General features: G+C 45.8%; 13 protein-coding genes. 6 read left to right on the top strand and 7 right to left on the bottom strand.

The features are described 5' to 3' along the window. The first annotated feature begins 866 nt into the window (after positions 1-866). Together ACYQ2L_RS14360 and ACYQ2L_RS14355 are read left to right on the top strand one after the other, a co-directional pair. Complete coding sequence (locus tag ACYQ2L_RS14360) at positions 867-1,304, top strand: hypothetical protein (RefSeq protein WP_460057099.1); 438 nt, start codon at positions 867-869, stop codon at positions 1,302-1,304. A 247-nt stretch (positions 1,305-1,551) separates the two neighbouring features. After that, positions 1,552-1,908, top strand: coding sequence for a PEGA domain-containing protein (locus tag ACYQ2L_RS14355; RefSeq protein WP_460057097.1), 357 nt, complete (start codon positions 1,552-1,554; stop codon positions 1,906-1,908). 20 nt (positions 1,909-1,928) lie between these two features. On the opposite strand, the gene ACYQ2L_RS14350 is transcribed toward ACYQ2L_RS14355, so the two are convergent. Continuing rightward, a complete protein-coding gene (locus ACYQ2L_RS14350; protein WP_460057096.1) occupies positions 1,929-3,167 on the bottom strand; it encodes an adenylate/guanylate cyclase domain-containing protein in 1,239 nt (412 codons plus the stop codon). A 194-nt stretch (positions 3,168-3,361) separates the two neighbouring features. On the opposite strand from ACYQ2L_RS14350, the gene ACYQ2L_RS14345 reads away from it, so the two are divergent. The 3 genes from ACYQ2L_RS14345 to ACYQ2L_RS14335 all read left to right on the top strand — a co-directional run bounded on the left by ACYQ2L_RS14345 (position 3,362) and on the right by ACYQ2L_RS14335 (position 6,481). Next, a complete protein-coding gene (locus ACYQ2L_RS14345) occupies positions 3,362-4,645 on the top strand; it encodes an extracellular solute-binding protein (protein WP_460057094.1) in 1,284 nt (427 codons plus the stop codon). A gap of 67 nt (positions 4,646-4,712) precedes the next feature. Then, positions 4,713-5,609, top strand: coding sequence for a carbohydrate ABC transporter permease (locus tag ACYQ2L_RS14340; RefSeq protein ID WP_460057091.1), 897 nt, complete (start codon positions 4,713-4,715; stop codon positions 5,607-5,609). Between the two features lie 26 nt (positions 5,610-5,635). Beyond that, on the top strand, positions 5,636-6,481 hold the full coding sequence (locus ACYQ2L_RS14335; protein WP_460057088.1) for a carbohydrate ABC transporter permease: 846 nt from the start codon (positions 5,636-5,638) through the stop codon (positions 6,479-6,481). Between the two features lie 48 nt (positions 6,482-6,529). On the opposite strand, the gene ACYQ2L_RS14330 is transcribed toward ACYQ2L_RS14335, so the two are convergent. The 5 genes from ACYQ2L_RS14330 to ACYQ2L_RS14310 form a co-directional block, all read right to left on the bottom strand. Then, positions 6,530-7,234 carry an amino acid ABC transporter ATP-binding protein gene (locus tag ACYQ2L_RS14330; RefSeq protein WP_460057085.1) on the bottom strand — a complete coding sequence of 235 codons (705 nt, stop codon included), beginning with the start codon at positions 7,232-7,234 and terminating at the stop codon, positions 6,530-6,532. After that, positions 7,231-7,980 carry an amino acid ABC transporter permease gene (locus tag ACYQ2L_RS14325; RefSeq protein ID WP_460057082.1) on the bottom strand — a complete coding sequence of 250 codons (750 nt, stop codon included), beginning with the start codon at positions 7,978-7,980 and terminating at the stop codon, positions 7,231-7,233. The genes ACYQ2L_RS14330 and ACYQ2L_RS14325 overlap by 4 nt, the downstream gene beginning before the upstream one ends. Before the next feature lie 10 nt (positions 7,981-7,990). After that, complete coding sequence (locus ACYQ2L_RS14320; RefSeq protein WP_460057079.1) at positions 7,991-8,809, bottom strand: transporter substrate-binding domain-containing protein; 819 nt, start codon at positions 8,807-8,809, stop codon at positions 7,991-7,993. A 92-nt stretch (positions 8,810-8,901) separates the two neighbouring features. Beyond that, positions 8,902-9,765 carry a GGDEF domain-containing protein gene (locus ACYQ2L_RS14315; RefSeq protein WP_460057077.1) on the bottom strand — a complete coding sequence of 288 codons (864 nt, stop codon included), beginning with the start codon at positions 9,763-9,765 and terminating at the stop codon, positions 8,902-8,904. Positions 9,766-9,913: 148 nt separating this feature from the next. Continuing rightward, on the bottom strand, positions 9,914-11,800 hold the full coding sequence (locus ACYQ2L_RS14310) for a DUF4914 family protein (protein ID WP_460057075.1): 1,887 nt from the start codon (positions 11,798-11,800) through the stop codon (positions 9,914-9,916). A 216-nt stretch (positions 11,801-12,016) separates the two neighbouring features. Between ACYQ2L_RS14310 and ACYQ2L_RS14305 the strand changes: the two genes are divergently transcribed. Continuing rightward, positions 12,017-12,808, top strand: a complete 792-nt coding sequence (locus tag ACYQ2L_RS14305; RefSeq protein ID WP_460057072.1) for an alpha/beta hydrolase — start codon at positions 12,017-12,019, stop codon at positions 12,806-12,808. Here ACYQ2L_RS14305 and ACYQ2L_RS14300 read toward each other — a convergent pair whose 3' ends face one another. Then, positions 12,809-13,060 (bottom strand): YdeI/OmpD-associated family protein, encoded by a 252-nt coding sequence (locus tag ACYQ2L_RS14300; protein ID WP_460057069.1) that lies wholly within the window; start codon positions 13,058-13,060, stop codon positions 12,809-12,811. Positions 13,061-13,075: the final 15 nt, after the last annotated feature.

Here is a 13,075-nt window from a genome sequence, read left to right as displayed (position 1 = left end):
CGGAACAGGTGTCCGGTTTCCAGCGGAATCACTGTCCGGTTTCCAGCGGAATCACTGTCCGCTTTCCTCCGGAATGGGTGTCCGTTTTGGACCGGTGTACACAGATTGCGGTTTTTTGCGAAATACAGTGGTTATAGTCTTCTGTTTTTAGAAAATATATCTTTGCCAAGTATCATGGCATTGACTTTTGGCCCTGGTCTACTTTTACTCTGTCGAATTATAGTTGAAGACTATAAATCCTGGTATAAGTCCATAAAGATTCATGTTTTGCCGTTTGCAACTGTATTGAGTATATATACCATTCAAAACCTTCTGCAGATAGATTTCTTGAATCTTCGCATCAGAATTATAATGCCGTTCTTACATGTTCACCTTTTTATCTACATGGTAATGAGCATTATCTGCCTCCGTAAAGTACATTCTGGACTATCGTCGTACGCATCGTTATTTTCGCATGAAGTCTATTCTCACATACTTCTTGTATTAGGCAGTCTGGTTGTTTCTCTTGGTCTGTGGTATCTGACCCTCTATTTATTTGATTACACAGAGTTTTATGTTCGTCTTGAACATGTACGCTTCTTACTGGTAGTTACTTGAACATACCGGCGGAACTTCCAGCGTTCAAGTTGGAGAAAGGGTGACAGGCAAGGGGAGGGGGTGGTGATTGGATGATTACTGAGAAATTCGGATCAGAACGATCTATCCGTTTGAGCGCATGTGTAGAGAAACAGGACAAATCCGATCGCTTCTGGTTTTCTAATTGCCTTCTATTGACTAGGCTACAAAAACTTTTTCCAGTTCAGGACTTGTCTGTCTTAATTATCTATAGTATATAATATATTATTAATGAATAACTTATTGGAGGAATGGAATTGAAAAAATGTGAAAACCTAACTGTTTTGGGGCTTTTAATGATGGTCGGAGCGATGGCGTTCATCACCAGTTGTAGCTGGGAACCCCCACCAGGACCTACTGGTAATCCTGACCCGACTTTCACCGTGACAAACATGGCAGGCACTTGGAGTGTAGGCAGTGTCGAAACAATCAATAGTCACTACATGATCCTTAGGAGCGATGGGACCTTAACACAATACTATGTACTTGCAGGTGGCTCAGGTCATGATCCGGAGGAAGGAGCATGGACATTGTCTGGTACCACTTTAACTATTGAGGGTGATAATTTTGATGATCCAACAGAGACCTTTGATATTTCTTGGACAGGTTCAGAGGCGAGAATTAGAAGCCGAATTTACTACAGTGACGGTCACTGGTATTCACCTGACGCATCAGTCAACAATCTCTAAATACATCTCAGTCAATCATGATAGTCGGGAGTTCTACTCCTGACTATCTGCTTTTTTTACTGGGCATCCCCAAACCTCAATCCGAATCATGAAAACTTCCGTGAAATTGCCAAACTATATATCAGAATAACCGGGAACCAAAGCCCATCTCCCTGAATGCATGCATTTATATGCCATAGCAGAGTAAGGCGCAAATCTTGACACAAGGTTTTTTTTTTACATAATTGGCAATGTCAGGAGAAATTTAATGAAAATCGCAAGAGTACTGGTTTTATTAGTATCAATAGTATCATTGGCATTTACCAGTTGTGCAACCAGCACGCAGGTCCGGTTTGAAACCGATGTCCCGGGTGCACAGCTCTTTATTGATGGGCAGAATATCGGAACTACTCCTACATCAGTTAAAATGAGCAATGGTGTATGGGAAGAGCCAGCTGTTTTACTGCAGAAAGACGGCTATAAAGACCTTAGAACAGGGGTCATTAAGGAGATTAAGGTCCTTAATCTTGTCTCTGGAGTAGTATTATGGTGGCCAGCATACTTATGGGTATATGGCCCGAAAAGTGAACAATATTACATCATGATTCCTGAATCAAATAATTAACAATCCAGCGCAGTATTTCGTCAGGTTCCCGCTTCATGTTCCAGCAGATACGTCTCTGTCAGCCCCTTTCCTTTAATGTCGATTGATCCGCGTGGTGTATAGCAGAAATTGTTTTTGGTGTATTCATAAAATTCAGCAGAAACCTGTATGTGGTTGGGTATGCTGTGGGACTCCATACGGCTGGCAATGTTTACCGTATCGCCCCAGAGATCGTAGGCAAATTTCTGCTCGCAAATGACGCCTGCCACCAGGGGACCGCAGTGGATTCCCATTCGTAGGCCTAGATCCGGAGCCTCTGCAATAGGTCTGTTTTTCATATATGTCATCATTTCAAGGGCGCAGCTGGCAATGGAATCGTGATGTCCGGCGCTTGGTTCCGGTATGCCACCGGCTACCATGTAGGCATCGCCTATCATCTTGATTTTTTCGAGGCCATGCCGGTTTACTATGCGATCGAACTCAGAAAATATTATATCCAGAATTTCTACCAGGCGCTTATGGTGAATTCTCCCGGAGAGGACGGTGAATCCAACAAGGTCGATGAATAGTACGCTGGCATTATCTATTTGATCAGCAATAGTTTTTTCCTTGTTTTTAAGTCGCCGGGCTATCGATTCCGGCAGAATATTAAGCAGTAGATTTTCAGAACGCTGATATTCTGTATTCAGCAATGTTTCAGTTGATGTAACTACATTGTAGTGATAAGCCGTAATGCCGATCACAATCATGACGAATGCAGAAATAGAAGACCATCTGGCAATCATAATGAATTCAAGTGGCAGGTTGAGTAATCCATTGTTGGAATTAAAGAACCATTCCAGAGCGATCAGGGCTGCACCAGCCAGTACGACCATAATCATCAGTAGATGCTTTTGAGTTGGCGGAAAGATAATAAAAAAGCCGATAATGGCTGCTATCATGAATAAGTGGTTGGTTGTCTCCGGACCAAGCTGAATAGCAATGAAAGCAATCATGATTATAGTGGACAAGCTGTACACTAACCTTGCTGCTGTATACGCCCTGCGGTGATTACAGTACGGAACAAGCTGATTCAGAGCTGGCCATATAAAAAATGCAGCTAAAATCAGGCGTGTATCAGGAAGCAGATTGATAATAATCGGGAGTTGAAGCCATAACAGGCCGGTTACAATCAGAACCATTCCGTTTACAGCACGGATATGACGAACTTCACCGGATGTTAATCCATCGTGAACACCTTTATTTTGATACCATTTCCAGTAGGTAGGGAATTTTTTCATTATATAATCATAGAAAATGTTTTCCCCGGGCGCAAGTAAAAGCTTGCAGGGTATTCAGTAAAACGTGAAGTCAGTCAAGCAAAACACCGATCAGGAAATAGGTGAAACCTCTGATACCGAAACAATCCGTTTGACCCCTATTGGATGCACTTGGAGCATGATACGCTTTTTTATACGAAAAAGGAGGTGCTTATATGAAGCGCATTTTTATGTATCTGCTGGCAGCGAGTATTGTACTCGGCCTGACAGTTGGTATGGTTGCGTGTGCACAGGATGATGAGTCTGATGATGGTGTGGTTATCAGATTCTGGCATATGCATACAGAGCAGGCTGATCAGGATAACAGACAGGCTCTGGCCGATCAGTTCATGGCTGCCAACCCGGGTGTGTCCATCGAAATTACTGTACTGGAAAATGAAGCCTTTAAAAGTCGCTTGGCTACCTTGATGCAGGCTGGTGATCCGCCGGATCTATTCAGCAGTTGGGGCGGTGGTGTTATGGCTGAACATGCCCAGGCTGGTTTGATCCGTCCAATTACTGATGCTGTACATGGAACAGAGTGGGGTGACTGGTATCCGGAAGGTGTACTTGGTGTATATGCATACGATGGTGAACAGTATGGAATTCCATTCGATATGGGTGCTGTTACTTTCTGGTATAATACCGAAATTCTTGCTGAAGCCGGTTGGAATGAGTTCCCTGCAACCTGGAGCGAAATGCTGCAGATGGTCGCTGATGTACGTGCCGCTGGGTATGTGCCGATGGCACTGGCTGGTGGTGACAAATGGCCAGCTCACTTCTACTGGACTTATCTGGCTATGCGTATGGGTGGACAGGAAGCTATTGAAGCAGTACAGATGGGGACCGGCAGTTTTACTGATACACCGTTTGTTCGAGCTGGTGAATTACTGCTTGAGCTTCGGGATGCCGGTGCGTTCCAGAGTGGTTTTCTTGGTGCAACCCAGAGCGATCAGGCTGCGTTGGTCGGTAACGGCGAGGCTGCTATGGAGCTGATGGGGCAGTGGGCACCGTATGTCCAGGCTGATTCCTCACTTGACGGAGGTATTGGCAGTGCGCTTGCAGTTGCTCCTTTTCCATTGATTGAAGGTGCACCCGGACTTGGTACTGATGTACTGGGTGGTGGTAATGGCTATGAACTCGGTATCAATGCTCCGGATGAAACGATCGACTTCCTTAGATTTATGATCAATCTGGAGAATAATACCGCCAAGGCACGGATGGGAACAATAATCCCAACTGTTATCGGTGCTGAAGTAGGTATTGAAGACGCAATGATGCAGCAGGTTGCCCAGGTCGTCAGTGAAGCTGAGTACTATCAGTTGTATCTGGATCAGTTCTTTCCTCCTGCAGTCGGTGGTGTGATCAATGATGTTGTTCAGGAAATCCTGGCTGATCGATCTACCCCGCGGCAGGCAGCCGCACGAATCCAGGCTGCTTACCAGGAACATTCCAATTAGGTTTTTCGTTTTAAAAACGCGTCCGGGATAGCTTTCCCGGGCGCTTTTCATTTACAGGAGGTCCATAGTGACTGCGAAAATACTCACCCTGCGTAAGCAGACAGTAGGTACAGTGGTACTGTTACTCACACCGGCGCTTATACTGTATACGCTATTTGTTGTGTATCCGGTTTTCCAGGCAATTGTATTTAGCATGTACCGCTGGAACGGTCTTGGACCAATGGTTGACTTCCGTGGACTTGAGAATTTTTCTCGTCTATTAAGTGATAATATTTTCCAGACTGCTTTGAAGAACAGCTTTATAATCATGATTTTTTCACTGCTTGTTCAGCTTCCGTTTGCGATGCTGTTGGCACTGATTGTTCAAAAGAGTGATTTCCCTCTGGCAGTACTGTTTCGCACAATTTTCTTTCTTCCCTTTGTCATGTCGGAGATCGTCACTGGTGTATTGTGGCAATTCATTTACCATCCTCAGTATGGACTTGTAAATTACATTGTTCGTCTGGTAAGTCCTGGAGCCGAACGGGTTGCGCTTTTGGCAAACCCGGATACCGTGCTATGGGCAGTACTGATTGTTATTTTCTGGAAGTATTTCGGTCTCCATATGACGATTTATATAGCCGGTCTGCAGGGCATACCGAATGAATTATATGATGCTGCAAAAATAGATGGAGCCGGTGATCTGCAGGTTATTCGACATATAGTCCTGCCCCTTCTGAAGCCTACAATAATGGTGTCGGTATTCTTTTCGATTATTGGTTCATTACAGGTATTCGATATTATCTGGGCAATGGGTCGTGGAGGCCCGGTGAATGCGGCCGAAACAATGGTGACCTATATGTACAAGTTCGGGCTTGAGCGCTATGCAATCGGCTATGGTAGTGCGGTAGCTGTAACAATATTCGTGATTTGTCTTGCATTCAGTGTTGTGTATCAACGTGTTCTGTTACGTAATGCTAAATAGTGAGCAGTCGATAGAGGAGATCTATAATGGTTATTGAAAAACGACGAAAGTTAACCTTGTATGGGTATAAATACGGAGTTTGTATCACGGTCAGTTTATTGGTGCTCATTCCCTTGTATATTTCTGTGATGGGTGGATTCAAGGCAATGGGCGACCTCATGAATAACCCATTTGGAATTACGCTACCGTTGCTGATTCAGCAGTACACAGCATTGTTGACTGGAGAGGTTGGCTTCTTCTGGCGGGCATTAGGTAACTCACTGATAGTATCTTTTATAAGCGTTGGTGTTGGTATGATTATCTGCATAATGGCAGCATTCGCACTTGCCAGGATTAATTTCTACCTGAACGGAGTATTATTGAATTATTTCCTGCTTGGTTTGTTGTTTCCTATTGCCGTTGCAATGCTGCCATTGTTTCTGCAGGTGCGAAGTCTTGGCCTTATGGACAGTTATTTTGGTGTAGCCCTGCCGCAAGCTGCATTCCAGATGCCGATGCAGATGCTGTTGATGTACGGTTTTTTCAAAGCGATTCCACAGGATCTGGAGGATGCCTGTTCGATTGACGGTTATGGGCCAATCGGATTTATGATTCATATGGTTATGCCGTTGTCGACTCCGATCCTGGCAACCACTGGTGTTATTACCCTTGTAGCCAGTTGGAACAACTTTTTTCTGCCATTGTTGATCTTTAACGATCAACGCAAATATACACTCCCCTTGGGGGTAATGGATTTCATGGGCCAGCATATGTCCCGCTGGAATCTTGTGCTGGGCTACGTAACGCTGGCTCTTATACCGGCTGTTTTCTTTTTTTTACTGGCACAGAGGTACATTGTTGCTGGACTGACAGGTGGGGCGGTCAAGGGCTGAATTGCGGAATTAATCAAAAATATAAACCAGCGCTTTGTAACCAGGATCTCAAGGCACCTTGGCCATGAAATCCTGGAGGGCTTCGCTTGCAGGTGACTCCAAAATGGTTGGGGGGCCATGCTCTGCTATTTCCCCTTTATGCATAAATATAACATAGTCGGCAAAGTCATGCACGAAACTCATGACATGGGAGACCAGAACAAACTCCATTCCGAGTTCGCGCAGTTCCTTGATAGCGGCCAGAACCTCGTAGGTAAGCACAGGATCGAGTGATGATGTGGGTTCATCCAGAAAAATTACCTCGGGATCAATTGATAATGCCCGTGCAATAGATGCACGCTGAGCCTGTCCTCCCGAGATGTTACGGGGCAGTTTATGTGCCTGATCTTCCAGGTGCAGCAGCCTGAGATACTTGAGTGCACGATCGTGAGCGTCCTGCCTGGAATAACCACGGGTTTTTTCCAGCACTATCGTTATGTTACGCAAAACCGACAAATGGGGAAACAGGTTGTGATTCTGAAATACAAAACCAACTGAATTCCGGTATTCGGCTGCCGAAACATCATGCTCGTTGACTTTCACCGAACCGCTGGTGGCCTGTTCGAGACCCGATAAAATCCGTAGCAGGGTGGACTTGCCGCTGCCGGATACCCCGATAATCGCAATCGATTTATACTTCTGCAGTGTAAAGTTTAGATCGTGTAGTACCTGAATGTCATATTCATGGTTCAATCCGCTTAATTCGATTTTCATATGCCCCACCGCCGATCGATCCACTTGGTCATTTGCGAAAGTGGAATGGTGAGTGTCAGATACAGCAGCCACATCAGAATGAATCCTTCCACAAAACGAAAGTTGTTGTTGGTCATAAGTTGTATTTCGTAAAAAAGTTCACGGTATGAGAGTACGCTCAGCAGTGCGCTTCCTTTTATAATGAGTGAAAAATTGTTCATGAGGGGAGGCATGAGAATTCGTACTATCTGCGGAATAATAATATAGCGGTAGCGCTGGTACACCGTAAAGCCGAATAAATCCATTGCCATGTACTGTTCCCGATCGATGCTGGATATGGCAGACTTGTAGATGTTGGTCATGTAGGGCGATATGTATAGGGTCAAACCGATCAAACCTGCGATAGCCCGGTTTGTAGAGCCAAAGGCAGGTCCAATTACAAATGCCATGATCATGATCATAACCAGCAGGGGTGTGCCGTAGATAATTTCAGTAAACACATCGGTAAACGCTCTGAAGTAGCGGATAGGTGCGCGTGAGAGCAGGTACAGCAGAAATCCCAGGGACATACTGCCAAAGAGAACAACCAGCGAAACCCAGATGGTTCGCTGGAAGCCATTTAGTATGTCCTCTCGATATGGAAGCAGCGCGCTGACATTAAAGGCCTGTCGCTGCCGCATAACCACAAAAATACCGAATAGTACAAATGTAGCAATAGCAAGGGTATACGATCCTATATTGTCGCGGAAAAATCTCCTGACTGACATGACGACTTGCTCAGTTCTCTGAAATGAAGAACTCGAGACCGTAACGTCCTAGCCGCTCCCTTATTTCAGACTCCCATTTCTGTGATAGTTCATCATACAGTCCCCCCGGTTCCGACATGCCGGCGATGAACTTGTTAGCCTGCGCAAGCAGTTCAGGACTGTCCTTACGGAATCCCATTGCTATCGGGCTTGATAAAAAGGAGTCCCAGACCACAATAGTGTCATCGGGATTTGCCATATGTCCTCGGGTCACTGGAAAGGCACTCATCATCAGCACATCTGATGATCCCTGTACTACGTTCAATATCGCTGATTCAAGGGTGGTGGCAATTTCCACATCGAATCCCAGGGACTGCGGTATATTAGCGGAGACCTGTCCGGTAATTCCAGTAAAGCGTGTAGCTTCATTATCAGTCAGATCGGCAGTCGTAGAATCCTCGGTAATACCATTGGCCTCCGCAAAATCCCGGTTTACCAGACTGATTATCTTGAAATAAAGGTAGGTATCGGAAAAATTGACCGCCTCGGCGCGCTCTGGTGTGCGGCTCATGGAAGCTATAATGACATCAATATCTCCAGAGTTCAGGGCAGGTATGAGAGACGCAAAGTTGGTATCTACAATTTCCACTGGCTGACCCAGAAATTCACTGAAAGCGGTCGCAATGTCCACACTGATTCCTTCTGGATTTCCGTCCGAATCTCTGGTCTCGAAAGGCGGGTAGCGCAGATCCATTCCGACTCGTAAAGTATTTGATTCCTGTCTTCCTGCTGCCATCGCAAGCATTGGTACCAATAAAAGCAGAACTAAGCCTGTTACTATTCTTTTCACCCTGAACTCCTTGAAAATGGTGTTTTTATCTTATTTCTCAAGATCGTAAATAATGCAGATATGTTCAAGTAAAATCGAATAGTGATTGAGTTTCAGGCCAGAATCTCTTCATGAGGACTAATTATCATATTCTTTCCGAAGCGCTTAGCCCGGTACAGCCGCCGATCAGCCGCTGAAAGCAGATCTTTAATGCTTTCACCGTCATCCGGATACGCAGCTGCTCCTCCTGAAAGTGAAAGCTTCAAACCATGTGATGATAATAATTCCGGGTCTGCATAATCTTTGAAGATATTCTGCAGACGTTTTACAAGAGGAGGTATTTCTTTCGGACCTGTATGCGGTAGCAAACATACAAACTCGTCTCCGCCGTAGCGGGCAAAAAGATCTTCGGTCCTCAGCCGTTCCCGCAAGGTGTCCGCACCGAATTTCAGAACATCGTCACCTACAAGATGTCCGCAGCAATCATTCAACTGCTTGAAATTATCGAAATCAAGAATAAGGAGCGTCATGTGTTCCCCGTGACGAATTGTTTTTCTCAGTTCTGTCTCGGCCAGTTCGCAGAAGAATGGGTAGTTGTAACAGCCGATTTTAGGATCCAGTTTAGTTTTTCTTAGTAGTTGTTCGAAATATGTTGCCTCGACCACCTTGGGATTAACGATTGTATGCTCAATATTTACAAGATAATCAAGGCAGGCAACGCGGAATCCGATATCGCGCCCCACTTGTTGTGACAGTATGTATTTGTGCTGTATGATCTTTTCATACATTATCCGCGCATCATCTTCGTCAAGATCGAGATTGGTGACCAGGGAAAGTATAACCTTATAGTACCACCTGAATTCCCATGGTACGTTGCCATCAAGTTGTTCCAGCAAACCGGCATCCTGAATCAGAAGCCGATGTAACCCCTCCGGATCAGACACTTCGCGGACAAGCAAATGCTTTCCATTGTGCATGACTCCTCCATTGGAATAGTATAGTAATTTACTAATCTTTTTTATGCAAGAGGGTCCATGTAGGAGATTAGTTTGTGACATTTTAGTGGATTTTCTTATGAATAGCTGACCGCATGCCAGGCATACGGTCAGTGTTACTAATTGGAAATCAGGTTTTTGATACGCCGCTTGGCATGAGTTCTTCATAACTGGAAGCTGGAGCTCCCTGTTTCACGAGTTCGATAATCTGCCGGCCCAGTGGGTGAAGATCCGGAGTGTCAAACTTGGCAAGCTCCTGGAGAAAGAAATCATTCAGGATTTTTGCTCCCTTGTCGTATCCTTCAATTCCAACGTCCGGCTGCTCTTCAACCTGCAACAGCCCGTGTGGCATTTCCTGTCCATTCACCTTGAGTGATGGCAGGCTGTAACCCAGTAGCGGACATCGGCTGGTAATCAACTGCTCGGGTCTGAACTTTACACTTCCCCGGCGAGCTATGTATTCACGTCCTATCCATTCAGGCTTGAAACCCACATGGAAGGCACCGATGTACTGATTCGGTATGAGTACGTAGCGGGTCATGGGAGTGTTCAGCGCGAGATCAAGCAGAAGGTTAGCCTGGGTAATCATTTTCCCGGTAGCAAAAGGCCAGTAGGAACCAACCCCCTCTGAGGTCAAACCTTTGGTCGCAATAATACTTGGGTTTGCATGGCCACGGGGAGCAACCAGTCTCCAGAGCCAGGCCAGTGCCGGCGGGAGAATATGAAGCATTCCGATTATTCCATAATTAGGAGAGTCCTTGGTGGTAGGAGGAGTCCGAACACCGAATGAGCGTACATCTACCTCTACCTTTCCGGTGACTACATTCGGGATATGCTTTCTGGGCATAATTACCCGCGGGTTAGGGCAAGGTTTTCCCGGTTCATCCAATGTGTGTTCCCATAATAGTGCGGTAGCTCCTGGTTTTCCGTCTATGTTTATAAAAATCAACGGCTCGGGAGGATGCGTACACAGTCGTTCCAGACTCGGCTCAGTTCCGTATTCGGTATGATGATCGACTCTGAGAAACCATCCTTCTTCTGCATCCTGGACTACCAGTTTTCCGCTGGGAGAACTGGCCATATCAGCCAGGGCCATGTCGTCTGTTACCGGATGCAGTTCACAGGTATCCAGCATTTCAAGGTAAATATTTTCCTTGTGTATTGTATCTCTGGCCACCAGAATCCGCCCGTCGTCTTCCCGGTGAATAGCTTGAGTCAGCTCGCTTTTTCCTCCACCGCTGGCACCTTCGTGCAGGATTACAAACTCATTGTCGTAGGGTGTAATCAGTCGAACTGCAGAAGAATGCAGGGTAACCCAGTTTTCCTTTTCACCTTCATGAATCAGAATACTGTACACACCTTTTTTTGCTGATGGACCCGGATAGAGGTTAAAGCAGAACAGTTCATGTACCTTGGGTGTTCGGTTGTGAACTACTACCTGTTTACCCTCAAAGTGGGTATGACGGAACGGGGGTACGAGGAAAAGTGCTCCTACCGGTTCAAAATTATCCGGGAGCTCCGAGCGTGGGATGAATCCCTGAAGATCCGCCAGTCCGGTAACAAAAAAACCTGCGTTTGCCGGTGCTACCAAAACTGAAGGATAGTTGCCCTCAGCGTCTCCAGACATAAAGGGAAGAACAATCAACTCATCCTGACCGGCAAGCCATTCCAGCGCCTGGGTTCTGGTGTTATCAAATGTTTCACCGAAGCGATCGGTATATTTCGCCTTATCTGTCGGCTGCGAATCTGCAATTACCATTGCAGCGGGGTCACGCCGTCTCATGTATGCATCGGTGTAATTTACTGAAGCACCGTTTTTACATCTGTCCACGGTGGCTTCAACATAGAAACCTTTGCCGGGGACATCGTAGCCGACCTCAAAGGTATCTTTCTCACCTTTAAAGGTCAGATCCAGCATCTGCTCTCTGTCCTGCGGGATAATGATTGATTTCACTGACTCCAGTGTTTTCCGCACATCCTCGGCAAGAACGAATTTTGATAATAGCTTTTTGTCCAAAATAAACTCCTTTGCTAATGGCATTCCGGCAGCACTCAGACATATCGAGTAACTGAAATATAATGTACGCTGCATATTTATATAATCCGGAGATGCATAAGCCCGTCATTGTGTATATTTATACAGTTTTTGTCAATAAATATTTCTTTTTGATTTTGATTTTACGAGAGCATTGATATACTGTATCGTATTCATAGAAGTTCAAGGAGTCCGTTTATGGCACTGGCAACAATCGATTATTACTCAGATGCATTAAGACGTAAAGTCGACTTTCGGGTTATTGTGCCCGATCCAGGTGATCGCGGAGAGAATCCACATTATAATCGGGGTATGAAAACCTTGATCCTGCTGCACGGCTACACCGGAGCGGGTAGTGATTGGTTGCTTAACAGCACTATTGTAGACATTGCCGACCGCTGTAATCTATGTGTGCTTATACCTTCTGGTGAGAACAGCTTCTATCTGGATGGTAAAGCTACTGGTCGCAAGTACAGTACCTACATCGGTCAGGAGCTGCCGGAATTTGCAGCCGGAATGTTTCATCTATCACGGAAAAGAGAAGACATGTTCATCGCAGGATTCTCGATGGGTGGCTTTGGTGCCATACATGCCAGCCTGAGGTTCAATCAGACCTTTGGCAAGATTGCTGCTCTTTCTTCTGCTCTCATTGTCCACGAGGTTGCACAGATGAAACCGGGATCCGGTAACGATATTGCCAACTACGAGTACTACGAGCTTATGTTCGGTAAGCCGGCTGAACTGATCAGCAGTGAAAACAATCCCGAAGAGCTGATTCGTCGATTACAGACCGCTGGCGAAATGCTGCCTGAAATGTACCTTGCCTGCGGTACAGAGGATTTTCTGCTGCAGCAGAACCGTGCATTCGTTAATTTTCTCCAGGAGAAAAAGGTACCGCATGTTTACGAAGAGACTTCAGGAGATCATAATTTTGAGTTCTGGAATCCACAGCTGAGTATGGCAATTGAGTGGATGCTGGAACTGGAATAGCTATCTGTGCGGACAGCCTGGCCAGCAGCATGGCCGGCGCTTGCCTTCCTTGAGCTCTTCTGTCATACGCTCGATATGGCGGAGTCTGGTGTCTGCTTTTTTTACCGAAATGGTCCAGCAGATCCATTCGTTGCGTGCAAGCGGGGTTAGCTGGTTCCATTTTTCATGGAGCTCGGGGTCTGCAAGCAGAACGGCTATCAAATCATCCGGAACATCATGGACTACTCCCTGCGCAATATTATCTGTCTGCATGTCTGCAATCTCCTG

The organism is Spirochaeta dissipatitropha (assembly GCF_054657935.1).
This window is presented reverse-complemented; position numbering and strand designations above follow the sequence as displayed.

Excerpts from the sequence above, each read along its gene's own strand:
- ACYQ2L_RS14350 (WP_460057096.1), bottom strand. The coding sequence starts at position 3,167 with ATGAAAAAATTCCCTACCTACTGGAAATGGTATCAAAATAAAGGTGTT.
- ACYQ2L_RS14315 (WP_460057077.1), bottom strand. The coding sequence starts at position 9,765 with ATGCACAATGGAAAGCATTTGCTTGTCCGCGAAGTGTCTGATCCGGAG.
- ACYQ2L_RS14345 (WP_460057094.1), top strand. The coding sequence starts at position 3,362 with ATGAAGCGCATTTTTATGTATCTGCTGGCAGCGAGTATTGTACTCGGC.
- ACYQ2L_RS14355 (WP_460057097.1), top strand. The coding sequence starts at position 1,552 with ATGAAAATCGCAAGAGTACTGGTTTTATTAGTATCAATAGTATCATTG.
- ACYQ2L_RS14325 (WP_460057082.1), bottom strand. The coding sequence starts at position 7,980 with ATGTCAGTCAGGAGATTTTTCCGCGACAATATAGGATCGTATACCCTT.
- ACYQ2L_RS14300 (WP_460057069.1), bottom strand. The coding sequence starts at position 13,060 with ATGCAGACAGATAATATTGCGCAGGGAGTAGTCCATGATGTTCCGGAT.
- ACYQ2L_RS14305 (WP_460057072.1), top strand. The coding sequence starts at position 12,017 with ATGGCACTGGCAACAATCGATTATTACTCAGATGCATTAAGACGTAAA.
- ACYQ2L_RS14330 (WP_460057085.1), bottom strand. The coding sequence starts at position 7,234 with ATGAAAATCGAATTAAGCGGATTGAACCATGAATATGACATTCAGGTA.
- ACYQ2L_RS14360 (WP_460057099.1), top strand. The coding sequence starts at position 867 with ATGGAATTGAAAAAATGTGAAAACCTAACTGTTTTGGGGCTTTTAATG.
- ACYQ2L_RS14335 (WP_460057088.1), top strand. The coding sequence starts at position 5,636 with ATGGTTATTGAAAAACGACGAAAGTTAACCTTGTATGGGTATAAATAC.